Annotated in this window: 19 protein-coding genes; 9 read left to right on the top strand and 10 right to left on the bottom strand. The window is 72.7% G+C overall.

Features of this window, described 5'->3' with window-relative positions; all coding sequences use genetic code 11:
• The first annotated feature begins 19 nt into the window (after positions 1–19).
• From ABEA04_RS12435 to ABEA04_RS12445, 3 genes are read left to right on the top strand one after another with little or no spacing between them, the layout of a single operon-like run.
• On the top strand, positions 20–991 hold the full coding sequence (locus ABEA04_RS12435) for an ABC transporter ATP-binding protein (protein WP_345458789.1): 972 nt from the start codon (positions 20–22) through the stop codon (positions 989–991).
• A complete protein-coding gene (locus ABEA04_RS12440; RefSeq protein ID WP_345458791.1) occupies positions 988–1,758 on the top strand; it encodes an ABC transporter permease in 771 nt (256 codons plus the stop codon). The genes ABEA04_RS12435 and ABEA04_RS12440 overlap by 4 nt, the downstream gene beginning before the upstream one ends.
• Entirely contained in the window at positions 1,749–2,678 is a 930-nt protein-coding gene (locus ABEA04_RS12445; protein ID WP_345458793.1) for a COX15/CtaA family protein, read from the top strand. Before ABEA04_RS12440 ends, ABEA04_RS12445 begins: the two co-directional genes overlap by 10 nt.
• A gap of 171 nt (positions 2,679–2,849) precedes the next feature.
• Here the strand turns inward: ABEA04_RS12445 and ABEA04_RS12450 are convergent, their stop codons facing one another.
• Positions 2,850–3,824 (bottom strand): heme o synthase, encoded by a 975-nt coding sequence (locus ABEA04_RS12450; RefSeq protein WP_425577025.1) that lies wholly within the window; start codon positions 3,822–3,824, stop codon positions 2,850–2,852.
• 156 nt (positions 3,825–3,980) lie between these two features.
• Between ABEA04_RS12450 and tkt the strand changes: the two genes are divergently transcribed.
• Genes tkt through pgl form a run of 6 tightly spaced genes read left to right on the top strand, consistent with a single transcriptional unit; the run spans position 3,981 to position 12,119 of the window.
• The gene (tkt, locus tag ABEA04_RS12455; RefSeq protein ID WP_345458797.1) at positions 3,981–6,083 is read left to right on the top strand and encodes a transketolase; all 2,103 of its coding nucleotides are present in this window, start codon (positions 3,981–3,983) and stop codon (positions 6,081–6,083) included.
• Between the two features lie 47 nt (positions 6,084–6,130).
• Positions 6,131–7,237 (top strand): transaldolase, encoded by a 1,107-nt coding sequence (gene tal, locus ABEA04_RS12460; RefSeq protein WP_345458799.1) that lies wholly within the window; start codon positions 6,131–6,133, stop codon positions 7,235–7,237.
• On the top strand, positions 7,234–8,916 hold the full coding sequence (pgi, locus tag ABEA04_RS12465) for a glucose-6-phosphate isomerase (protein ID WP_425577026.1): 1,683 nt from the start codon (positions 7,234–7,236) through the stop codon (positions 8,914–8,916). The genes tal and pgi overlap by 4 nt, the downstream gene beginning before the upstream one ends.
• Complete coding sequence (gene zwf / locus ABEA04_RS12470) at positions 8,916–10,469, top strand: glucose-6-phosphate dehydrogenase (RefSeq protein ID WP_345458801.1); 1,554 nt, start codon at positions 8,916–8,918, stop codon at positions 10,467–10,469. The genes pgi and zwf overlap by 1 nt, the downstream gene beginning before the upstream one ends.
• A 10-nt stretch (positions 10,470–10,479) precedes the next feature.
• A complete protein-coding gene (locus tag ABEA04_RS12475) occupies positions 10,480–11,397 on the top strand; it encodes a glucose-6-phosphate dehydrogenase assembly protein OpcA (protein ID WP_345458802.1) in 918 nt (305 codons plus the stop codon).
• Complete coding sequence (pgl, locus tag ABEA04_RS12480) at positions 11,394–12,119, top strand: 6-phosphogluconolactonase (protein WP_345458804.1); 726 nt, start codon at positions 11,394–11,396, stop codon at positions 12,117–12,119. The genes ABEA04_RS12475 and pgl overlap by 4 nt, the downstream gene beginning before the upstream one ends.
• Before the next feature lie 806 nt (positions 12,120–12,925).
• On the opposite strand, the gene ABEA04_RS12485 is transcribed toward pgl, so the two are convergent.
• From ABEA04_RS12485 to uvrC, 9 genes are all read right to left on the bottom strand, one after another.
• Positions 12,926–13,285, bottom strand: coding sequence for an RNA polymerase-binding protein RbpA (locus ABEA04_RS12485; RefSeq protein ID WP_345458806.1), 360 nt, complete (start codon positions 13,283–13,285; stop codon positions 12,926–12,928).
• A 73-nt stretch (positions 13,286–13,358) separates the two neighbouring features.
• Positions 13,359–13,595: a preprotein translocase subunit SecG gene (gene secG, locus ABEA04_RS12490; protein ID WP_345458808.1), complete on the bottom strand. Its 237-nt coding sequence runs from the start codon at positions 13,593–13,595 to the stop codon at positions 13,359–13,361.
• A 31-nt stretch (positions 13,596–13,626) separates the two neighbouring features.
• The gene (gene tpiA / locus ABEA04_RS12495) at positions 13,627–14,427 is read right to left on the bottom strand and encodes a triose-phosphate isomerase (protein ID WP_345458810.1); all 801 of its coding nucleotides are present in this window, start codon (positions 14,425–14,427) and stop codon (positions 13,627–13,629) included.
• Positions 14,424–15,644, bottom strand: a complete 1,221-nt coding sequence (locus ABEA04_RS12500; protein ID WP_345458811.1) for a phosphoglycerate kinase — start codon at positions 15,642–15,644, stop codon at positions 14,424–14,426. Before ABEA04_RS12500 ends, tpiA begins: the two co-directional genes overlap by 4 nt.
• A gap of 2 nt (positions 15,645–15,646) precedes the next feature.
• Positions 15,647–16,645 (bottom strand): type I glyceraldehyde-3-phosphate dehydrogenase, encoded by a 999-nt coding sequence (gene gap, locus ABEA04_RS12505; protein ID WP_345458813.1) that lies wholly within the window; start codon positions 16,643–16,645, stop codon positions 15,647–15,649.
• Between the two features lie 607 nt (positions 16,646–17,252).
• A complete protein-coding gene (whiA, locus tag ABEA04_RS12510; RefSeq protein WP_345458815.1) occupies positions 17,253–18,233 on the bottom strand; it encodes a DNA-binding protein WhiA in 981 nt (326 codons plus the stop codon).
• Positions 18,234–18,255: 22 nt separating this feature from the next.
• Complete coding sequence (locus ABEA04_RS12515) at positions 18,256–19,278, bottom strand: gluconeogenesis factor YvcK family protein (protein ID WP_345458816.1); 1,023 nt, start codon at positions 19,276–19,278, stop codon at positions 18,256–18,258.
• Between the two features lie 8 nt (positions 19,279–19,286).
• Positions 19,287–20,192 (bottom strand): RNase adapter RapZ, encoded by a 906-nt coding sequence (rapZ, locus tag ABEA04_RS12520; RefSeq protein ID WP_345458818.1) that lies wholly within the window; start codon positions 20,190–20,192, stop codon positions 19,287–19,289.
• The gene (gene uvrC / locus ABEA04_RS12525; protein WP_345458820.1) at positions 20,189–22,183 is read right to left on the bottom strand and encodes an excinuclease ABC subunit UvrC; all 1,995 of its coding nucleotides are present in this window, start codon (positions 22,181–22,183) and stop codon (positions 20,189–20,191) included. Before uvrC ends, rapZ begins: the two co-directional genes overlap by 4 nt.
• Between the last annotated feature and the right edge of the window lie 158 nt (positions 22,184–22,341).

Raw genomic sequence — 22,341 nt, forward strand, 5'->3', positions numbered from 1 at the left:
GAAAACCTAGACTGTGGAGGTGTCCGCTCCTCCCGCCGTCCTCGTCGAGGGGCTGACGATGACCTACGGCGAGAAGGTCGCGGTCGACGACCTCAGCCTGCGGGTCGACCAGGGCACGATCACGGCCGTCCTCGGCCCCAACGGCGCCGGCAAGACCACCACCCTCGAGACGTGCGAGGGCTACCGCCGTCCGCAGCGCGGGTCGGTGCGCGTGCTCGGCCTCGACCCCGTGCGCGACCGTCGCGCGCTGCTCCCCCGCATCGGCGTGATGCTGCAGAGCGGCGGCGCCTGGAGCGGGGTGCGGGCGGTCGAGATGCTCCGCCACGTCGCCCGGCTGCACGCGCACCCGCTCGAGGTCGACCTGCTGGTCGAGCGGCTCGGCCTCGCCGACTGCGGCCGCACCGCCTACCGCCGGCTCTCCGGCGGCCAGCAGCAGCGACTCGGCCTGGCGATGGCGCTGGTCGGCCGCCCCGAGCTGGTCTTCGTCGACGAGCCCACGGCCGGGCTCGACCCCGCCGTCCGCCGCACCGTCTGGGAGCTGCTCGACGAGCTGCGCCGCGACGGCGTCACCGTCGTCCTCACCACGCACTACATGGACGAGGCCGAGCGGCTCGCCGACCTCGTCCACATCGTCGACCACGGCTCGCTCGTCGCCTCCGGCACGCCCACCGAGCTCACCCGCAGCAGCACCGTGGCCACCATCCGGCTCGTGGTCACCGAGCCGTTCCCGCCCAGCGCGCCCGTCTCGCTCGCCGCCGAGCTCGGCCCCCACACCGAGGTGCGTCAGCTGGACGCCGTCAGCCTGGTCATCACCGGACCCGCCGACCACACGACCCTCGGCACCGTCTCGCGGTGGTGCGAGGCCAACGGCGTGCTGCCGGTCTCGCTCACCCTCGGCCAGCGCAACCTCGAGGACGTCTTCCTCGAGCTCACCGCGCCCGCCCACCCCGTCGCCACCGGCCAGGACGTCGTCCCGGAAGCCACCGCGTGAGCACCGCCGCCACCTTCGCCCCCGCGCCCGGCGCCGCGCCGTTCGGCCGTCAGGTGCTCGCCCAGGCCTCGATGGAGGCCCGGCTCATGCTGCGCAACGGCGAGCAGCTGCTCCTCGCGGTCGTCATCCCGGTCATCGTGCTGGTCGGCGGCGTGCGGGGGGCCGAGCGGGTCGGCCTGTCCTACGGCGTCGACACCCTCGCCCCCGGCGTCCTGGCCCTGGCGGTGATGTCGACGGCGTTCACCTCGCTGGCCATCGCCACCGGGTTCGAGCGGCGCTACGGGGTCATCAAGCGCCTGGGCAGCTCGCCGCTCTCGCGCACCGGGCTGCTGGTGGGCAAGGTGCTGGCGATCCTCGCGGTCGAGGTGATGCAGGTCGTGGTGATCGGCGCCGTGGCCCTCGCGCTCGGCTGGTCGCCGTCCCCCGGGCTGGTCGGCGTGCTCGGCTTCGTGCTGGCGCTCGTGGTGGGCACCGCCGCCTTCGCCGCGCTCGGCCTGCTGGTCGCAGGCTCGCTGCGCGCCGAGGCGACGCTCGCCGCCGCCAACCTCGTCTACCTGCTGCTGCTGGCCGGCGGCGCCGTCGTGCTGCCCGCCTCGGCCTACGGCGGCTTCGGAGAGGTCGTCACCTGGCTGCCCTCCGGCGCGCTCGGCGAGGCCGTGCGCACCGCCCTCGACGCCGGCTCGGTCGCCGTCAAGGACCTGCTGGTGCTGGCCGTCTGGGCCGTCGTCGGCGCCGTCGCGACGGCGCGGACCTTCTCATGGGAGTGACCCTGAACCGCATCGACCTCGCCCCGCACGTGCGACGGCTGGGCTGGGCCTCGTTGGTCGCCAACATCGGCATCGTCGTCACCGGCGGGGCCGTGCGCCTCACCGGGTCCGGCCTCGGCTGCCCCACCTGGCCGCGCTGCACCGACGCCTCGTTCCGCCCGCACGGCGAGCTCGGCGCGCACGGCGTCATCGAGTTCGGCAACCGCATGCTGACCTTCGTGCTGGTCGCGGTCGCGATCGCCACGTTCGTCGCCGCCTGGCAGACCGGACGCCGCCAGCTGCGCGCCCACGCCCTCGTGCTCGCCCTCGGGGTGCCCGCACAGGCGGTGATCGGCGGCATCACGGTGCTCACCGACCTCAACCCGTGGATCGTCGCCCTGCACCTGCTGGTCTCGATGGCGATGGTGGGCGTGGCGGTGCTGTTCCTGCGCCGCACCCGCGACCCCGACGCCACCTGGACGCCGCACGGCCGGTTGCCGCTGCTGGCCTGGCTGCTGCTCGCCACGACGTGGGTGGTGCTCTACCTCGGCACGGTCGTCACCGGGGCGGGCCCGCACGCCGGCGACGCCGAGACCCCGCGCAACGGCCTGGACCCCCAGCAGCTGAGCCAGCTGCACGCCGACGCCGTCTTCCTGCTGGTCGGGCTCACCGTCGGCCTGCTGCTCGCCGTCGACCGCGGCTCGCGCGCGCGCCGCGCCGTGGCCGTGCTGCTGGTCGTCGAGCTGGCCCAGGGCACGGTCGGGTTCGTGCAGTACTTCACCGACCTGCCCGAGGTGCTGGTCGGCGTCCACATGCTCGGCGCCGCGCTCATCTCGGTCGCCGCCACCTGGGCCGTGCTCGAGGTGGTCCTCCCCCACGCGCCCTCGCGCCGCCCGCCCGACCCGCACGTCGGCCGGCCGGTCGCCGCCGGGGCACGCTGAGCCCTCCCGGCTCTGCCGGCCGCTCCCGTCCCGTCCCGTCCCGTCCCGTCGGAGATCGGGTCGTGTGCCCCACGACGGTCCAGGCACCGCTCCCAGGCACACGACCCCGCCACCGACCCTGAGCGCCGACCCCGAGCGCCGCGGGCCAGCCCCCGCCGGGCCGGTGTCGGCTCAGAACAGCAGCGGGTCGAGCGCGACGGCGACGAACAGCAGCGAGAGGTAGAGGTTGCTGTGGTGGAACAGCCGCATCGGGGCGATGACGGAGAGGTCCTCGGTGCCGCGCGAGCGCGACCACATGCGGTGTGCCTCGCGCAGGAAGACCGCGCCGAGGACGGCGGCGACGACGGGGTAGACCGGGCCGGTGCCGGCGACCGGCCACAGCAGCAGCGAGGTCGCGACCATCACCCAGCTGTAGAGCACGATCTGGCGGGCCACCTCGGCGGCGGGCCGGACGACGGGCAGCATCGGCACGTCGACGTTGGCGTAGTCCTCGCGGTAGCGCAGGGCGAGCGCCCAGGTGTGCGGCGGCGTCCAGAAGAAGACGACGGCGAACAGCACGACCGGCACCCACGACAGCTCGCCGGTGACCGCGGTCCAGCCGATGAGGGCCGGGAAGCAGCCGGCGATGCCGCCCCAGACGATGTTCTGGGTGGTGCGCCGCTTGAGCAGCATCGTGTAGCCGAAGACGTAGAACGCGTTGGCGCCCAGCGACAGGGCCGCCGACAGCGGGTTGACCCACACCGCCAGCACCACGGTCGAGACGATCGCGAGCACGGTGGCGAAGACCAGCGCCGCCCGGGGCGTGACCACGTGGCGCGGCAGGGCGCGGCGACGGGTGCGCCGCATCTGCTCGTCGATGTCGCGGTCGTAGACGCAGTTGTAGGTGGACGCCGAGCCCGCCGACAGCGCGCCGCCGACGACGGTGGCGAGCACGAGACCGAGCGCCGGGACGCCGCGCTCGGCGAAGAACATGACCGGCACCGTGGTCAGCAGCAGCAGCTCGATGACGCGCGGCTTGGTGAGCCCGACGTAGGCCGAGACGACGTCCTTCAACGAGGCCGTGGACGAGGCGGTGGGCGTCGTGGACGCGCCGTCGTCGGGGTCGGGCTGCTGCACTGCAGGTCGCGACTCGCCGACGTAGGTCACAGGTCCTCGGATGACGTCAATGGAGCGGTGGGCAGGGCCCGAGCGCGGTGCGCGCCCTTGACCCTCTCAGGCGGTAGGAGTCTAGCGCCGCGCGTGAGTAGGCTCGGAATCACCCGAGCCGCACCCGGCCCGGCGACCCCCGCACGAAGGAGCCTCGTGACCGACACCCCCGCCCTCGACTGGACCGAGCTCGACGACCGGGCGGTCGACACCGCCCGGGTGCTCGCGATGGACGCCGTGCAGAAGGTCGGCAACGGCCACCCCGGCACGGCGATGAGCCTGGCCCCGGTGGCCTACCTGTTGTTCCAGAAGGTGATGCGGCACAACCCGGCCGACCCGCAGTGGGTCGGCCGCGACCGCTTCGTGCTCTCGTGCGGGCACTCCAGCATCACGCTCTACACGCAGCTCTTCCTCGGCGGCTTCGGCCTCGAGATCGAGGACCTCAAGTCGCTGCGCACGTGGGGCAGCAAGACGCCCGGCCACCCCGAGCTCGGCCACACCGCCGGCGTCGAGGTCACCACGGGCCCGCTCGGCCAGGGCGTGGCGAACGGTGTCGGCATGGCCATGTCGGCCCGGCGGGTGCACGGCATGCTCGACCCCGACGCGGCCGAGGGCGTGAGCCCGTTCGACCACCACGTCTACGTGCTGTGCTCCGACGGCGACCTGCAGGAAGGCGTGAGCGGCGAGGCCAGCTCGATCGCCGGCACGCAGCGCCTGGGCAACCTCACCGTCGTCTACGACCGCAACCGCATCTCGATCGAGGGCGACACCGACATCGCCTTCACCGAGGACGTCGCCAAGCGCTACGAGGCCTACGGCTGGCACGTGCAGACCGTCGACTGGACCGGTGGCGGCAAGAAGTACGCCGAGGACGTCCCCGCCCTGCACGACGCGATCAGCGCCGCGGCCGAGGTCACCGACCAGCCCAGCCTGATCGTGCTCGACACCGTCATCGCCTGGCCGGCCCCGAACGCCCAGGGCACCGAGAAGGCCCACGGCAACGCGCTCGGCGAGGAGGAGGTCGCGGCCACCAAGACGGTGCTCGGCTGGGACCCCGAGCAGACCTTCCAGGTCTCCGACGAGGTCCTCGCCCACACCCGCGGCCTGATCGAGCGCGGTGGCGCCTGGGCCCGCGAGTGGGACGCCGACTTCCAGGCGTGGCGGTCGGCCAACCCCGATCGCGACGAGCTGCTGAACCGGCTGCAGCAGCGGCAGCTGCCCGAGAGCTTCGCCGACGCGCTGCCGGTCTTCGAGGCCGACGCCAAGGGCATGGCCACGCGGGCGGCGTCCGGCAAGGTCATCAACGCACTGGCCCCGGTGCTGCCCGAGCTGTGGGGCGGCTCGGCCGACCTCGCCGGCTCGAACAACACCACCATCACCGACGCCCCGTCGTTCGTGCCGAAGGACCGCAGCACCCACGACTGGGACGGCGACCCCTTCCAGGGCCGCGTGCTGCACTTCGGCATCCGCGAGCACGGCATGGGCGCGATCATGAACGGCATCGCGGCCGACCGCCTGACCCGCGTCTTCGGCGGCACCTTCCTGACCTTCAGCGACTACATGCGCGGCGCCGTCCGCGTCGCCGCGTTGAGCCGGCTGCCCGTGACCTACGTGTGGACGCACGACTCCATCGGCCTGGGCGAGGACGGCCCCACCCACCAGCCGATCGAGCACCTGGCCGCGCTGCGCGCCATGCCGGGCCTCGACGTCATCCGCCCGGCCGACGCCAACGAGACCGCGGCCTGCTGGGCGCAGGTGCTGCGCCACACCGACCGGCCCTCGGCCCTCGCACTGACCCGCCAGAACGTGCCGGTCTTCCCGCGCGGCGAGCAGGGCTACGCCGGGCTCGACGACGTCGCCAAGGGCGGCTACGTGCTCATCGACGCCGAGGACGGAACCCCGGACGTCGTCCTGGTCGGCACCGGCTCGGAGGTCCAGATCGCCGTCGCCGCCCGCGACCTGCTCGCCGAGGACGGCGTCAAGGCCCGCGTGGTCTCGATGCCCTGCCGTGAGTGGTTCGACGCCCAGGACGAGGCCTACCGCGACACCGTCATCCCGCCGACCCTCAAGGCCCGCGTCTCGGTCGAGGCCGGCGTCTCCCAGGGCTGGCGCGAGGTCGTGGGCGACCACGGCCGCATCGTCGGCATCGACCAGTACGGCGCCAGCGCCGACTACCAGCGCATCTACACCGAGTACGGCCTCACCGCCACCGCCGTGGCCGACGCCGCTCGCGACAGCATCCGGGTCACGACGGGCTGACGCCCGCGACCGCCCCCAGCCCCGAACCCCCTCAGAGGAGAACACCCATGTCCGACCGTCTCAAGGCGCTGGCCGACGCCGGCGTGTCCATCTGGCTCGACGACCTCTCGCGCGAGCGCATCGAGACCGGCAACCTCGCCGACCTGGTCAAGGAGAGGTCGGTCGTCGGCGTCACCACCAACCCGACGATCTTCGCCGGCGCCATCGCCGACGGCGAGCGCTACGACGAGCAGGTCCGCCGCCTGGTGGCCGACGGCGCCGACGTCGACAAGGTCATCTTCGAGCTCACCACCGAGGACGTGCGCAACGCGTGCGACGTCCTCGCGCCCGTGGCCGAGCGCACCGCCGACGACGGCCGCGTCTCGATCGAGGTCGAGCCCACCCTCGCCAACGACACCGAGGCCACCATCGCCTCGGCGCAGGCGCTGTGGGAGGCCGTCGACCGGTCGAACGCGCTGATCAAGATCCCCGCCACCAAGGAGGGCCTGCCCGCCATCACCGCGGTGATCGCCCAGGGCATCAGCGTCAACGTGACGCTGATCTTCGGCGACGTGCGCTACCGCGAGGTCATGGACGCCTACCTCGCCGGCCTCGAGCAGGCCCGCGACAACGGCCTCGACCTCGGCCGCATCCGCTCGGTCGCCTCGTTCTTCGTCTCCCGCGTCGACACCGAGGTCGACAAGCGCCTCGAGGCGATCGGCTCGGAGGAGGCCCTCGCCCTGCGCGGCAAGGCCGCCGTGGCCAACGCCCGCGTCGCCTACGCCGCCTTCGAGGAGGTCATGGCCTCCGACCGCTGGAAGCAGCTCGCCGAGGCCGGCGCCAACCCGCAGCGCCCGCTGTGGGCCTCCACCGGCGTGAAGAACCCCGACTACTCCGACACCCTCTACGTCACCGACCTCGTCGTCGCCGACACGGTCAACACGATGCCGGAGAAGACGATGGAGGCCTTCGCCGACCACGGTGAGGTCGAGGGCGACCAGGTCACCGGCCGGGCCGACGAGGCCCAGCAGGTCTTCGCGCAGCTCGCGAAGGTCGGCATCGACTTCGAGGACGTGCTCGTCGCGCTCGAGCACGAGGGCGTCGACAAGTTCAAGAAGTCGTGGATCGAGCTCACCGAGACCGTCGAGGGCCAGATGGAGAAGGCGCGGTCGTGACGACGGAGTCGCACCGGGGGGCTCCCCCCGTCGACCCCACGACCACCGACGCCTGGGCGCGGCTGCAGACGCTGGCCGACGGCTTCGAGCCCGACCTGCGCGCCGCGCTCGCCGACGACGACTGGGTGCGCCGCTCGACCCTCGACGCCGCCGACCTGCACGTCGACCTGTCGAAGAACCTCGTCACGCCGGAGGTCTGGACGGCGCTGCGCGACCTCGCCGACGAGGTCGGCGTGGCCGCGCGGCGCGACGCCATGTTCGACGGCGAGCACATCAACGTCACCGAGGACCGCGCCGTCCTGCACACCGCCCTGCGGCTGCCGCGCGACGCGACGCTCGAGGTCGACGGGCAGGACGTCGTCGCCGACGTCCACGAGGTGCTCGACCGGGTCTACGCGTTCGCCGAGAAGGTGCGCTCGGGCGAGTGGACCGGTGTCACCGGGCAGCCGATCCGCACCGTGGTCAACATCGGCATCGGCGGCTCCGACCTGGGGCCCGTGATGGCCTACGAGGCGCTGCGGCCCTACCACCACGAGCGGCTCGAGTGCCGCTTCATCTCCAACATCGACCCCACCGACGCGGCCACCACGCTGCAGGGGCTCGACCCCGCCACGACGCTGTTCATCGTCTCGAGCAAGACCTTCGGCACCCTCGAGACGCTGACCAACGCCCGGCTGTGCAAGGCGTGGCTGCTCGACGGTCTGGGCGACGTCGAGGCCGAGGAGGCCGTGGCGAAGCACTTCGTCGCCGTCTCCACCGCGCTGGAGAAGGTGGCCGACTTCGGCATCGACCCCGAGAACGCCTTCGGGTTCTGGGACTGGGTCGGCGGGCGCTACTCGCTCGACTCCGCCATCGGCACCTCGCTCGTCGTGGCCGTCGGCCCCGAGCGTTTCGCCGAGCTGCTGGCCGGCTTCCACGCCATGGACGAGCACTTCCGCACCGCACCGGCCGAGCAGAACGTGCCGCTGCAGATGGGGCTGCTCAACGTCTGGTACGCCGACTTCCTCGGCGCGCAGACCCACGCCGTCCTGCCCTACGCCCAGCTGCTGCACCGGTTCCCGGCCTACCTGCAGCAGCTGACGATGGAGTCGAACGGCAAGGGCGTGCGCTGGGACGGCACGCCGGCCACCGCCGGCACCGGCGAGGTGTTCTGGGGCGAGCCCGGCACCAACGGCCAGCACGCCTTCTACCAGCTCATCCACCAGGGCACCCGGCTCATCCCGGCCGACTTCATCGCCTTCGCCCGGCCCGCCTACCCGCTGGTCGACGAGCACGAGGGCGAGCGGGTCGACGTCCACGAGCTGTTCCTGGCCAACTTCCTGGCCCAGACCAAGGCGCTCGCGCTCGGCAAGACCGCCGAGGAGGTGCGCGCCGACGGCGTGGACGACGACGCCCTGGTCGCCGCCCGCTGCTTCACCGGCAACCGGCCGACCACCTCGGTCATGGCGCCCGAGCTGACGCCGTCCGTGCTGGGACAGCTGGTGGCGCTCTACGAGCACATCACCTTCACCCAGGGCGTGGTGTGGGGCGTCGACAGCTTCGACCAGTGGGGCGTCGAGCTCGGCAAGAAGCTGGCGCAAGAGCTCAGCCCGGCCGTGGCCGGCGACGACGACGTCGCCGCGCAGCAGGACGCCTCCACCCGCGGCCTGCTCGCCTACTACCGCGAGAACCGCGGCTGATGGCGGCCGAGCGCGCGCCGCGCACCAACCCGCTGCGCGACCCTCAGGACCGCCGCATGCCGCGCATCGCGGGGCCGTGCGGCATGGTGCTGTTCGGCGTCACCGGCGACCTGTCGCGCAAGAAGGTCATGCCGGCGATCTACGACCTGGCCAACCGCGGCCTGCTGCCGCCGGGCTTCAGCCTCGTCGGGTTCGCCCGCCGCGACTGGGCCGACCAGGACTTCGCCCAGATCGTGCACGACGCGGTGAAGGCCCACGCCCGCACCGAGTTCCGCGAGGAGGTCTGGAACCAGCTCGCCGAGGGGTTCCGGTTCGTGCCGGGCGCCTTCGACGACGACGAGGCCTTCGAACGGCTGCGGGCCACCATCGACGAGCTCGACCGGGTGCGCGGCACCGGCGGCAACCACGCCTTCTACCTCGCCATCCCGCCCGGCGCGTTCGGCACGGTCGCGCGTCAGCTCAAGGAGCACGGCCTGGCCGACGCGCCGGCCCAGGGCGGGGACGACGCCCCGTGGCGCCGCGTGGTCATCGAGAAGCCGTTCGGTCACGACCTCGCCTCCGCGCGCGAGCTCAACGCGCAGCTCGACGCGGTCTTCCCGCCGTCCACGATCTTCCGGATCGACCACTACCTCGGCAAGGAGACGGTGCAGAACGTGCTGGCGACCCGGTTCGCCAACACCATGTTCGAGCCGATCTGGAACAACAACTACGTCGACCACGTGCAGATCACGATGGCCGAGGACGTCGGCATCGGCGGCCGCGCCGGCTACTACGACGGCATCGGCGCCGCGCGCGACGTCATCCAGAACCACCTGCTGCAGCTGATGGCGCTGGTGGCGATGGAGGAGCCGACGTCGTTCGACGCCGAGGCGATGCGCATCGAGAAGCAGAAGCTGCTCGCCAGCATCACGCTGCCGCGCCGGCTCGACCTCTCCACCGCCCGCGGCCAGTACGGCGCCGGGTGGGCGGGCGGTCAGAAGGTCGGCGGCTTCCTCGACGAGGACGGCATCGCGCCCGACTCGCGCACCGAGACCTTCGCCGCGGTCACGCTGAACGTCGACACCCGCCGCTGGGCCGGCGTCCCGTTCTACCTGCGCACCGGCAAGCGGCTCGGACGCCGCGTCACCGAGGTCGCGGTGGTCTTCAAGCGGGCGCCGCACCAACCGTTCAACGCCACCTCGGTCGAGGACCTCACCCAGAACGCGCTGGTGATCCGGGTGCAGCCCGACGAGGGCATGACCCTGCGGTTCGGGGCCAAGGTGCCGGGCACGCAGATGGAGATCCGTGACGTGAACATGGACTTCGCCTACGGCGGCACGTTCACCGAGGCCTCCCCGGAGGCCTACGAGCGGCTGATCCTCGACGTCCTGCTCGGCGACCCGCCGCTGTTCCCGCGCCACGAGGAGGTCGAGCTGTCGTGGCAGATCCTCGACCCGGTGCTCGAGCGCTGGGAGGCGTCGGGCTCGCCCGAGACCTACCCGCCGGGCACGTGGGGCCCCTCGTCCGCCGACACCATGCTGGCGCGCGACGGCCGCACCTGGCGACGACCCTGAGAGGCATGCCGTGATCGAGCTGACCGACACCAACTCCTCGGCCATCGCCGCCGAGTTCGTACGCGCCCGCACCCGTGCGGGCTCACCCGCCATGGGCATGGTGATGACCCTGATCGTGGTGGTCGACGAGGCGTCGTCCGAGGCTGCGATGTCCAACGCCCGCAAGGCCACCCACGAGCACCCGGCCCGCGTGCTGGGCGTCGTGCTCGGCTCGGCCCGCGGCAAGCCGGTGGTCAACGCCCAGGTGGGCACCGGCGCCGGCTGGGGCGGCGAGGCGGCCGTCATCCGGCTCTCGGGCGAGGTGGTCAAGCACGCCGAGTCGGTGGTGCTGCCGCTGCTGCTGCCCGACTCCCCCGTCGCCATCTGGTGGCCGCACGACCCGCCGGCCGACCCGGCGTCCGACCCGCTCGGGGCGCTGGCCAAGCGGCGCATCACCGACGCCGCCGAGGTGGCGCGCGGTCGCTCGAAGGCGCTCGAGGTGCAGTGCGCCTCCTACGTGGCCGGCAACACCGACCTCGCCTGGACCCGCATCACGGCGTGGCGGGCGCTGCTGGCGGCCTCGCTCGACCAGCACCCGCTCAAGGTCACCCGGGCGAGCGTGACGTCGGAGCGGGTCAGCCCCAGCGCCGACCTGCTCGCGGCCTGGCTGCGCAGCCGGCTCGGCGTCGAGGTGAAGCGGCACAGCTCGCAGGGCCCCGGCATCACCGAGGTCGTGATGGAGACCAAGCAGGGCCCCATCCGCATCTCGCGCAGCGACGGCCGGCTGGCCACCTTCACCTCGCCGAACCGTCCCGACCGGCCGATCGCCCTCAAGCGACGCGGCCTGCCCGAGCTGCTCGCCGAAGAGCTGCGCCGTCTCGACGAGGACGACGTCTACGCCGCGACCATCCGGTCGCTGGCCCCCCGCACGAAGGCGAGCAGCCGATGAGCTTCGAGCCCCGCATCGAGGTCCAGCCGGACGCCGACGCGCTCGCCACCGCGGTGGCCGGTGAGCTGCTCTCGCGGCTGGCCGACCTCCAGGCCTCCGGCGGCACCCCGCAGATCGGGCTGACCGGCGGCACCATCGCCGAGGCCGTGCACCGCGAGCTGGCCCGGCTGTCCCCCGACGCCGACGTCGACTGGGGCCGGGTGGTGGTCTGGTTCGGCGACGAGCGCTTCGTGCCGGCCGGCTCGCCCGACCGCAACGCCGGGCAGGCCCGCGCCGCCTTCCTCGACGCCGTCGGCGCCACCCAGGTGCACGAGGTGCCCGCCGCCGACCAGGTGGCCACCGCCGCCGAGGCCGCCGAGGCCTACGGCAACGCGATGCGTGAGCACGGTGCCGGCAGCTTCGACGTGCTCATGCTGGGCATCGGCCCCGACGGGCACGTCGCCTCGCTGTTCCCGGGCCGCCCCGAGCTGGACGCCGACGACTCCGTCGCCGTCGCCGTCGCCGACTCCCCCAAGCCGCCGCCCGAGCGCGTCTCGCTCACCTTCGCCGCGCTCAACCGCGCCGACGTCGTGTGGTTCCTCGCCTCCGGCGAGGGCAAGGCCGAGGCCGTCGGCCGCGCCCTCGCCCCCGAGGGCTCGATCGCCGAGACGCCGGCCCGTGGTGTGAACGGCTCCGTCGAGACCACGTGGTGGCTCGACCGCGACTCCGCGTCTGCTGTGTAGGTCGCTCCGGGCCTCGTCGGGGGTCCTGAACCGAGCGATCGCTCGGTTGGTGCAGTGGTCCGGGCAGTTCGGGGTGCTGAACCGTGCGATCGCTCGGTTCGTGCACTGGTCCGGGCGGTTCGGGGTGCTGAACCGTGCGATCGCGCGGTTCGGGGTGCTGAACCGCGCGATCGCTCGGTTCGTGCACTGATCCGGGCGGCTCGGGGTGCTGAACCGTGCGATCGCTCGGTTCGTGAGCCGGCCCCCGAGCCCGTGCCCCGATGTTCTCCGCCGAGCCGGACCAGCGAGGTCCTCGCCCCGACGTGCCGCAGGCCCCGGCGGGATGCCGGGGCCTGGCTGGTTGGTGCGGGCGGGTCTCGCCTACAGGGCGGCGAGCACCGCGAGCACGAAGAAGAAGATCGCGAGGGTGCCGCTGACGAACGCCGTGACGACGTCGAGCGGACGGAACGAGCGAATGGTGTCCACGAGAGTCTCCCTACAATATGTACTGACTAAGTCAGATTAAAGCACTGTGACCGGGTCGCTGTCCATCGAATCGCCCCGACCCTCCAACGTGTGGGAGACACACCGGTCACGCGACGGGGTGAGCCGAGTCGAGAAGGACCGAGTAATGACGCCCCGGGACCCAGCGCACGAAACCCGATCTCACGCCACGACCCCCCGAAGGCGCCCCGACCCGACGAAAGCGTCACCACAGGGCGCACGGAGCGCAGCGGCGCAGCCGTGTGCCGGACCCCGCGCACGCAGCATCGCGGCAGCCCTCGTGGATGGTGCGCGGGGGCGGCACAGCGAGCCGCGGAGCGACCCTAGAAAATGACCTCGCCGGACTTGCGCCGGCTGCGCAGCAGCTGGATCGCCTCGTCGAGGATGACCTCGGCCTCCTTGTCGGAGCGGCGCTCCTTCACGTAGGCGAGATGGGTCTTGTAGGGCTCGATCTTGGGCGCCGGGGGCGGGTTGTCGGAGTCGAGCGAGGCGGGCAGGCCGCACTTGGGGCAGTCCCACGAGTCGGGCACGGAGGCCTCGGCGGCGAAGGTGATCACCGAGCGGTGCTCGTGGGAGCAGAAGTAGGTGACGGCCTTGCGCGGGGCGGTCTCGCCCCGCTCGGCCTCGCCCATCGGACCGGCGCCGACGCGGCTGCCGCGGATGGCGTTCCCTCCACCAGCCATGGGGGTGACTCCTTCTGGTTCGTGTCTCGGGGTCGCTCGTCGAGCGGGTTTCGGAGGGGGGGTGGCTCGGAGCCTAGTACGCCTTGAGCAGCCCGAGCGCGATGACACAGGCGAACCAGATCATGCCGGTGCCGATGGTGAAGCGGTCGAGGTTGCGCTCGGCGACCGAGGAGCCGCCGAGCGAGCTCGAGACGCCGCCACCGAACATGTCGGACATGCCGCCGCCGCGACCCTTGTGCAGCAGCACCAGGAGGATCATCAAGGCACTGGCGATGATGAGCAGGACGGTCAGCAGGAGTTCGACGCTCACGGGGGGGAAGCCTACGTCAGCCGGTGCGCGATCAGATGATCGGCATGTCGTAGAACCGGCAGATGCCGCCGAACTCGTCGTGCTGCAGGCTGGCCCCGCCGACGAGGGCGCCGTCGACGTCGGGCTTCGCCATGATGCCGCCGACGTTCGCCGCCTTGACCGACCCGCCGTAGAGCACGCGGACGCCGTCGGCCGCGGCGTCGCCGTGGGTCTCACGGATCTGCGCGCGGATGGCCTGGCAGACCTCCTGGGCGTCGTCGGGGGTGGCGACCTCGCCGGTGCCGATGGCCCACACGGGCTCGTAGGCGACGACGAGGCCGGCGACCTGGCCGGCGTCCAGGCCCGCGAGCGAGCCCTCGACCTGCGCCATCGTGTAGGGCACCTGCTCGCCGGCCTGGCGGACGTCGAGGCCCTCCCCCACGCAGACGATGGGCGTCATCGACGCGGCGAGGGTGGCGCGCGCCTTGGCGTTGACGACCTCGTCGGTCTCGCCGTGTTGCTCGCGTCGCTCGGAGTGGCCGACGACGACGTAGGAGCAGCCGAGCTTGGCCAGCATCGAGGCGGAGATCTCACCGGTGTAGGCGCCGGACTCGTGGGTCGAGACGTCCTGGGCGCCGTAGCGCAGCGGCAGCCGGTCGCCGTCCACGACGGTCTGCACGGAGCGCAGGTCGGTGAACGGCGGCAGCACCACGACCTCGGCCTTGGCCGGGTCGTGGCGCTTGTCGACCAGGGTGGCCGCCAGCTTCTGCACCAGGACGATGGCCTCCTGGTGGTTGAGGTTCATCTTCCAGTTGCCCGCCATGAGCGGGGTGCGGGTGCTGGTCGTGGTCATGCGTCCTCCAGGACGGTCAGGCCGGGCAGCTGCTTGCCCTCGAGGTACTCCAGGCTCGCGCCGCCGCCGGTCGAGATGTGGCCGAAGGCGTCGTCGTCGAAGCCGAGGCTGCGGACGGCGGCCGCGGAGTCACCGCCGCCGACGACGGTGAGGCCGCCGCCGGAGGTCACGTCGGTCAGCGCCTGCGCGACGGCGCGGGTGCCCTCGGCGAACGCCTCCACCTCGAAGACGCCCATGGGGCCGTTCCAGAACACGGTGCGGGCGCCGCGGACGGCGTCGGCGAACGCTCGCGCCGCCTCGGGCCCGATGTCGAGACCGAGGCTGTCGCCGGGGATCTCGGACGCCGCGACGACCGAGGGCTGCGGCTCGCGGTCACCCGACGGGAAGGCGGTGTCGACGACCACGTCGGCGGGCAGCAGCAGCTGGACGCCGGACTCCTCGGCGCGCCGCAGGTACTCGCGGCAGGTCTCGACCTGGTCGTCCTCGAGCAGGCTCTTGCCGACCTCGTGGCCCTGGGCCTTGAGGAAGGTGAACAGCATGCCGCCGCCGATGACGAGGGTGTCGGCCTTGCCGAGCAGGTTGTCGATGACGCCGAGCTTGTCGGAGACCTTCGAGCCGCCGAGCACGACCACGAACGGCCGCTCGGGGCTCTCGGTGAGCCTCTTGAGCACGTCGACCTCGGCCGCGACCAGGCCGCCCATGGCGTGCGGCAGCCGTTGCGCGAGGTCGTAGACGCTGGCCTGCTTGCGGTGCACGACGCCGAAGCCGTCGGAGACGAAGGCGCCGTCGGTGCCGGCGAGCGCGGCGAGGTCGTCCGCGAACGCGCCGCGCTCGGCGTCGTCCTTGCTGGTCTCGCCGGCGTTGAACCGCACGTTCTCGAGCACCACGACCTGGCCGTCGGCCAGGCCGGCCACCGTCGCGCGCGCGGAGTCGCCGACGGTGTCGGTGGCGAAGGCCACCTCGGCGCCGAGCAGCTCACCGAGCCGCTCGGCGACGGGCCGCAGCGAGTAGCGCTCGTCGGGCTCGCCCTTGGGGCGGCCGAGGTGCGCGAGGACGGCGACGCGGGCGCCGGCGTCCGTCAGCGCCGTGATGGTCGGCACGCTGGCGCGCACGCGACCGTCGTCGGTGATGCGGCTGCCGTCGAGCGGCACGTTGAGGTCGGACCGGACGAGGACGACCTTGCCGCCGACCTCGCCCAGCCCGTCGTAGGACCCCATCGTCAGAGGGTCTCGCCGATGTAGGTGATCAGGTCGGCGAGGCGGTTGGAGTAGCCCCACTCGTTGTCGTACCAGCCGACGACCTTGACCTGGTTGCCGATGACCTTGGTCAGCGGCGCGTCGAAGATGCAGGACGCCGGGTCGGTGACGATGTCGCTGGAGACGATCGGGTCGGTGCTGTAACGCAGGTAGCGGCCGTCGGCGGCCTTCTGCACGGCGGCGTTGACCTCCTCGACCGAGGTCTCGCGGCCGGCCTCGAAGGTGAGGTCGGTGGCCGAGCCGGTGGGCACGGGCACGCGCAGGGCGTAGCCGTCGAGCTTGCCCTTGAGCTCGGGCAGCACCAGGCCGATCGCCTTGGCGGCGCCGGTGGAGGTGGGGACGACGTTCAGGGCGGCGGCGCGGGCGCGGCGCGGGTCCTTGTGGATGTTGTCCTGCAGGTTCTGGTCGGCGGTGTAGGCGTGCACCGTCGTCATCAGGCCCTTGACGATCGTGAACTCGTCGTGGAGCGCCTTGGCCATGGGGGCCAGGCAGTTCGTGGTGCACGACGCGTTGGAGATCACGGTGTGGGCGGCCGGGTCGTAGAGCTCGTGGTTGACGCCCATGACGACGGTGACGTCCTCGTTCTTCGCGGGCGCGGAGATGATGACCTTCTTGGCGCCGCCGCCGTCGACGTGCGCGCGGGCCTTGGTGGCGTCGGTGAAGAAGCCGGTGGACTCGACGACGACGTCGACGCCGAGGTCGCCCCACTTCAGGGCGGCGGGGTCGCGCTCGGCGAAGGCCTTGATCTCGGCGCCGCCCACGACGATCGCGTCGTCGGTGGAGGTGACGTCGGCGTCGAGGCGGCCGAGGATCGAGTCGAACTTGAGCAGGTGGGCCAGGGAGGCGTTGTCGGTCAGGTCGTTGACGCCGACGATCTCGATGTCGGCGCCCGACGCACGGACGGCGCGGAAGAAGTTGCGGCCGATGCGGCCGAAGCCGTTGATGCCTACGCGGACGGTCATGTGTGTACTCACTCCTCGTGGGGTGGGGCCTTCGGTGACCCCGTTGCGGAACGGGCCTTTGGTGACCCGACTTCGACCCTAGCGACGTCGTGGCGAGCCCCCCGACCCACGTCCGACGTACGTGCGAGTAACACCGGGGAAACCTCGCGTGACCGGGGTGGACGACGTCCCCCTGGGGAGCCCTGGCAGCGGCCGGCCGGTGGTCTCGGGCTCGTCGCCGGGCCTGTCAACCGGCGCTGGTGACGGTGGTCGAGGTGCGAGGCCGGCCACGGCCGAGCCTCGAGACCTCGCGCGGTCCACGCGAACGCCACCGGACGACGTCCGAGCCCTTCGACAGGCTCAGGGTCCGTGTGCCGGACCCCTCGCCAGCCCAGACCGGCGGCAGCCCTCGAAGAGTGGGGTGAGGGGGCGGCACAGGCCGTCCCGCAGCGACCTGACACGACCCGACCGAACGTGGGCGCGCCGACCCGAGCAGCACCTGACCACAGGGCGCACGGAGCGAAGGGGCGGCCCGTGTGCCGGACCCCTCGCCAGCCCAGGCCGGCGGCAGCCCTCGAAGAGTGGGGCGAGGGGGGCGGCACAGGCCGTCCCGCAGCGACCAGACGGCTCAGTCGTCGAGCATCTCGGGCGTCAGCGACGCCTCGGTGTCGGGGATGCCGAGCTCTTCGGCGCGGCGGTCGGCCATGGCGAGCAGGCGGCGGATGCGGCCGGCGATGGCGTCCTTGGTGAGCACGGGGTCGTGCAGCTGGCCGAGCTCTTCGAGCGAGGCCTGCTTGTGCTCCAGGCGCAGGGTGCCGGCCATCTTGAGGTGGTCGGGCACCTCGTCGCCGAGGATCTCCATGGCGCGCTCGACCCGGGCGCCGGCGGCGACGGCGGCGCGCGCGGAGCGGCGCAGGTTGGCGTCGTCGAAGTTGGCGAGGCGGTTGGCGGTGGCGCGCACCTCGCGCCGCATCCGCCGCTCCTCCCAGGCCATGAGCGTCTCGTGGGCGCCGACGCGGGTGAGCACCTGGCCGATGACGTCGCCGTCGCGGATGACGACGCGGTCGACGCCGCGCACCTCGCGGGCCTTGGCCGAGATGCCGAGCCGGCGGGCCACGCCGACGAGCGCGAGCGCCGCCTCGGGACCGGGGCAGGTGACCTCGAGGGACGACGAGCGGCCCGGCTCGGTGAGGGAGCCGTGGGCCAGGAACGCGCCCCGCCAGGCGGCGACGGCGTCGCACGAGCCGCCGGACACCACGGCCGGCGGCAGGCCGCGCACCGGCCGGCCGCGCTGGTCGAGCAGCCCGGTCTGACGGGCGAGCGACTCGCCGTCCTTGACCACGCGCACGATGTAGCGGCTGCCCTTGCGGATGCCGTTGCCCTGCACCATCACCACGTCGGAGTGGTGGCCGTAGATCTCGTTGATGTCGCGGCGCAGCCGGCGGGCGGCGGCACCGGTGTCGAGCTCGGCCTCCACGACGATCTTGCCGCTGACGATGTGCAGGCCTCCGGCGAAGCGCAGCATCGTGGCGACCTCCGCCTTGCGGCAGCAGGTCTTGGTGGTGGGGGTGCTGGCGAGCTCTGCCTTGACCTGAGCCGTCATCGCCATGGCTGCGATCCTGCCACGCGAGTCAACGACCCTCGACGGCCCCGTCGGCCCGCTCGACCACCTCGGCTCCGTCCGCGCGCTCGATGATCCGAGCGTAGGCGGCGGCCAGCTTCACGGGGTCGTGGCGGGGGGTGCCGTCGTCGCGGGCGACGTCGTCGACGACGAGCCGGGCGCCGGCGGCGTCCACGACCTGCCGCAGCTCGGCGAGCTGGTCGGGTCCGTGGTCGCGGGCGTCGGCCAGCACGGTGTGGATGCGCAGACCGGGCGCGTGCTCGCAGAGGACGGCGAGGTGGTCGGCCGGGCCGAAGCCACCGGTCTCGCCCGCCTGCTCGTCGAGGTTGAGGACGACGACCAGCCGGGCGTCGGTGCTCACGATGGCCTCGCGCAGCGCCGGCACGCGCACGTGCGGGATGACCGAGGAGAACCACGACCCGGGCCCCATGAAGGCCCAGTCGGCCTCGGCGATCCGGCGCAGCGCCTCGGGGCTGACCGGCGGGTCGGGCGGCTCGAGGTCGAGGGCGGTGATGACGCCCTCGGCGGTGGCGACCTCGATCTGGCCGTGCACGGTGGTCAGGGTCTCGGGGTCTCCCCCGTCGGCGCCGGCGAGCCCGCGCACCTCGGCGCGGATGTCCATCGGCGTCAGGGCCATGGGCAGCACCCGCCCCTTGGCGCCCAGCAGCCGGCCCACCCAGTCGAGGGCCAGCACGGGGTCGCCCAGCAGCTCCCACAGGCCGACGATCAGCAGGTTGCCGACCACGTGGCCGCGCATCTCGCCGTTGCCCTCGAACCGGTGCTGCAGCACCCGCGCCCAGGTGTCGCCCCACTCGTCGTCGCCGCACAGCGCGGCGAGCGCCATCCGCAGGTCTCCCGGCGGCAGGACGCCGAACTCGCCGCGCAGCCGGCCCGAGGAGCCGCCGTTGTCGGCGACGGTGACGATGGCGGTGAGCTCGTCGACGGTCAGGTCGTCGACCAGCGTGCGCAGGGCCGAGAGCGAGGCGTGCAGCCCGTGTCCGCCCCCGAAGGCGACGACGGCCTGCGCCCTCACGCGCTCACCTACTCACGCCCCAGGTCGCGGTGCACGGCCCGCACCTCGTAGCCCGCCTCGCGCAGCCGGCCGGCGATCTCCTCGGTCATGGCGACGCTGCGGTGCCGCCCGCCGGTGCAGCCGATGGCCACGCGCATGAACCGCTTGCCCTGGTCGAGGTAGCCGGTCGCGACGGAGGTGAGCACCGGCAGGTAGGCGTCGAGGAACGGCCGGGCGCCGGGCTGCGAGAGCACGTAGTCGGCGACGTCGGGGTCCTGGCCGGTGTGCGGGCGCAGCTCGGGCACCCAGTGCGGGTTGGGCAGGAAGCGCATGTCGGCGACGTAGTCGGCGTCGGCCGGGATGCCGTACTTGAAGCCGAAGCTGATGACGGTGACCTTGAGGCGGGTCGTCTCGGGAGTGCCGAACGACTGGGCGACCCGGTCGGTGAGCTGGTGCACGTTGAGCACGCTGGTGTCGATGAGCAGGTCGGCCTCGGCCCGCAGGTCGGCCAGCACCCGCCGCTCGCGGGTGAGCCCGTCGAGCAGCCGGCCCGAGCCCTGCAGCGGGTGGGGACGCCGGGCGGCCTCCTGCCGGCGCACCAGCACCTCGTCGGAGGCGTCGAGGAACAGCAGGGTGGTGCGGCGTCCGTCGATGCCCTGGGCCAGGTGGGTGCGCAGCGTGGCGAAGAACGAGCCCGAGCGGACGTCGACGACCACCGCCACGGGCTGGTCGGTGCCGTGGCTCTGGTCGACCAGTCGCACCACCTCGGGCAGCAGGCTCGGCGGCAGGTTGTCGACGACGAAGAAGCCGAGGTCCTCCAGCTCCTTCGCGGCGGTGCTGCGGCCGGCGCCGGTCATGCCGGTGACGACGACCAGCTCGCCCTGCGGCTCGGACGGCCGCTCGCGCCCGCCGATCGGCAGGTCGCTGACCGTCACTCGAGGACCTCGCCCGTCGCGGTGTTCACGGCGACAGTCTGGCGGGTCGCCGCCGCGCGCTCCACGGCGTCCTTGATCGAGGCCGCCGTGCGGGGGCCGATGCCGGGCACCTGGGCGATCTCGCCGACGTCGGCCTCGCGCAGCTTCTTCAACGAGCCGAAGTGCTTGAGCAGCGTCTTGCGGCGCACCTCGCCGAGGCCGGGCACCTCGTCGAGCATGCTCTCGACCATGCTCTTCGAGCGCCGCGAGCGGTGGTGGGTGATGGCGAAGCGGTGCGCCTCGTCGCGCACCCGCTGCAGCAGGTAGAGCCCCTCGGAGGAGCGGGCCAGGATGACGGGGTCGTCGTCGCCTGGCAGCCACACCTCCTCGAGCCGCTTGGCCAGGCCGCACACCGGGACGTCGTCGATGCCGAGCTCGTCGAGCGCCCGCTGCGCCGCGGCGACCTGCGGCGGGCCGCCGTCGACGACGACCAGGCCGGGGGCGTAGGCGAACTTGCGCGGCCGCCCGGTCTCGGGGTCGACCAGCATCGGGCCGCCGTCGGTGACCCGCGTCTCGGACGACGCCTGCTCGTCGAGCAGCCGCCGGAAGCGCCGGGTGATGACCTCGTGCATCGCGGCCACGTCGTCGGAGCGCTGGTCCTTGATGACGAAGCGGCGGTACTCGCCCTTGCGGGCCAGGCCGTCCTCGAAGACGACCATCGAGGCGACGACCTCGGTGCCCTGCTGGTGCGAGACGTCGTAGCACTCGATGCGCAGCGGCGCCTCGTCGAGGTCGAGCGCCTCGCGGATCTCGTCGAGGGCGCGGTTGCGGGTCGTGAGGTCACTGGCCCGCTTGGTCTTGTGCAGCGCCAGCGCCTGCTTGGCGTTGCTGGCCACCGTCTCCTGCAGCGTCTTCTTGTCGCCGCGCTGCGGCACCCGGATGCGCACCTTGCGGCCGCGGACGTCGCCCAGCAGCTCTTCGAAGGTGGTGGCCTCGGGCGGCAGCTCGGGCACCAGGATCTCGCGCGGCACCGAGTCGGGGTCGCCGGCGTACAGCTGCAGGATGAAGTCGCTGACCAGCTCGGCGGTGCCGGCCTCGGTGACCCGGTCGGCCACCCAGCCCCGCTGGCCGCGGATGCGCCCGCCGCGCACGTAGAAGATCTGGACGGCGACCTCGAGCGGGTCCTCCGCCAGCGCGATGACGTCGGCGTCCGCGCCGTCGCCGAGGACGACGGCCTGCTTCTCCAGCGCCCGCTGCATCGCGCCCAGGTCGTCGCGCAGCCGGGCCGCGCGCTCGAACTCCATCGCCTCGGAGGCGGCGTACATCTCCTTCTCGATGCGCTTGACGAACGGGCGGGTCTGCCCGGCCATGAAGTCGCAGAAGTCGTCGACGATCTCGCGGTGCTCCTCGGCGCTGACCTTGCCCACGCACGGCGCCGAGCACTTGCCGATGTAGCCGAGCAGGCACGGCCGGCCGATCTGCGCCGACCGCTTGAAGACCCCGGTGCTGCACGAGCGCATCGGGAAGACCCGCAGCAGGATGTCGACGGTCTCGCGGATCGCCCACGCGTGGCTGTAGGGCCCGAAGTAGCGGGTGCCGCGCTTCTTCGCGCCGCGGCCCACCATCACCCGCGGGAACTCCTCGCCGACGGTGACCGCCAGCCACGGGTAGGACTTGTCGTCGCGGTACTTGACGTTGAACCGCGGGTCGAACTCCTTGATCCAGGAGTACTCCAGCTGCAGCGCCTCGACCTCGGTGTTGACCACCGTCCAGTCGACCGACGCCGCGCTCGTGACCATCGTGGCCGTGCGCTGGTGCAGGTTCGAGATGTCCTGGAAGTACGACGACAGCCGCGCCCGCAGGTTCTTCGCCTTGCCGACGTAGATGACGCGACCCTTGCCGTCGCGGAACCGGTAGACCCCCGGCTCGGTCGGGATCGAGCCCGGCTCGGGACGGTAGGACAGCGGCCCCCGCGTGTTGCGGAGACGTCGTTCGGAGCGGGCCGGTGGCACGTCGTCCACCCTACGGAGACGCTCTGACACTCGGGTCGCTCCGGGTCGGCCTGACCCGCCCCCGCGCGCCAGCCTTCCTCGCTGCCGCGGTCGGCATCGGCGCGGGGTCCGGGTCACGGGCCTCTCCTCCGCTCCGTGCGCCCCTGTGGCCCGGTCTC

Source organism: Nocardioides marinquilinus (assembly GCF_039543705.1).
GTDB classification, from domain to species: Bacteria; Actinomycetota; Actinomycetes; order Propionibacteriales; family Nocardioidaceae; genus Nocardioides; species Nocardioides marinquilinus.

What these genes read in the sequence shown, in the direction of transcription:
- tal (WP_345458799.1), top strand. Translation starts at nt 6,131, where the DNA reads ATGTCCGACCGTCTCAAGGCGCTGGCCGACGCCGGCGTGTCCATCTGG.
- tpiA (WP_345458810.1), bottom strand. Translation starts at nt 14,427, where the DNA reads ATGACCACGACCAGCACCCGCACCCCGCTCATGGCGGGCAACTGGAAG.
- pgl (WP_345458804.1), top strand. Translation starts at nt 11,394, where the DNA reads ATGAGCTTCGAGCCCCGCATCGAGGTCCAGCCGGACGCCGACGCGCTC.
- ABEA04_RS12500 (WP_345458811.1), bottom strand. Translation starts at nt 15,644, where the DNA reads ATGGGGTCCTACGACGGGCTGGGCGAGGTCGGCGGCAAGGTCGTCCTC.
- ABEA04_RS12485 (WP_345458806.1), bottom strand. Translation starts at nt 13,285, where the DNA reads ATGGCTGGTGGAGGGAACGCCATCCGCGGCAGCCGCGTCGGCGCCGGT.
- zwf (WP_345458801.1), top strand. Translation starts at nt 8,916, where the DNA reads ATGGCGGCCGAGCGCGCGCCGCGCACCAACCCGCTGCGCGACCCTCAG.
- gap (WP_345458813.1), bottom strand. Translation starts at nt 16,645, where the DNA reads ATGACCGTCCGCGTAGGCATCAACGGCTTCGGCCGCATCGGCCGCAAC.
- ABEA04_RS12445 (WP_345458793.1), top strand. Translation starts at nt 1,749, where the DNA reads ATGGGAGTGACCCTGAACCGCATCGACCTCGCCCCGCACGTGCGACGG.
- whiA (WP_345458815.1), bottom strand. Translation starts at nt 18,233, where the DNA reads ATGGCGATGACGGCTCAGGTCAAGGCAGAGCTCGCCAGCACCCCCACC.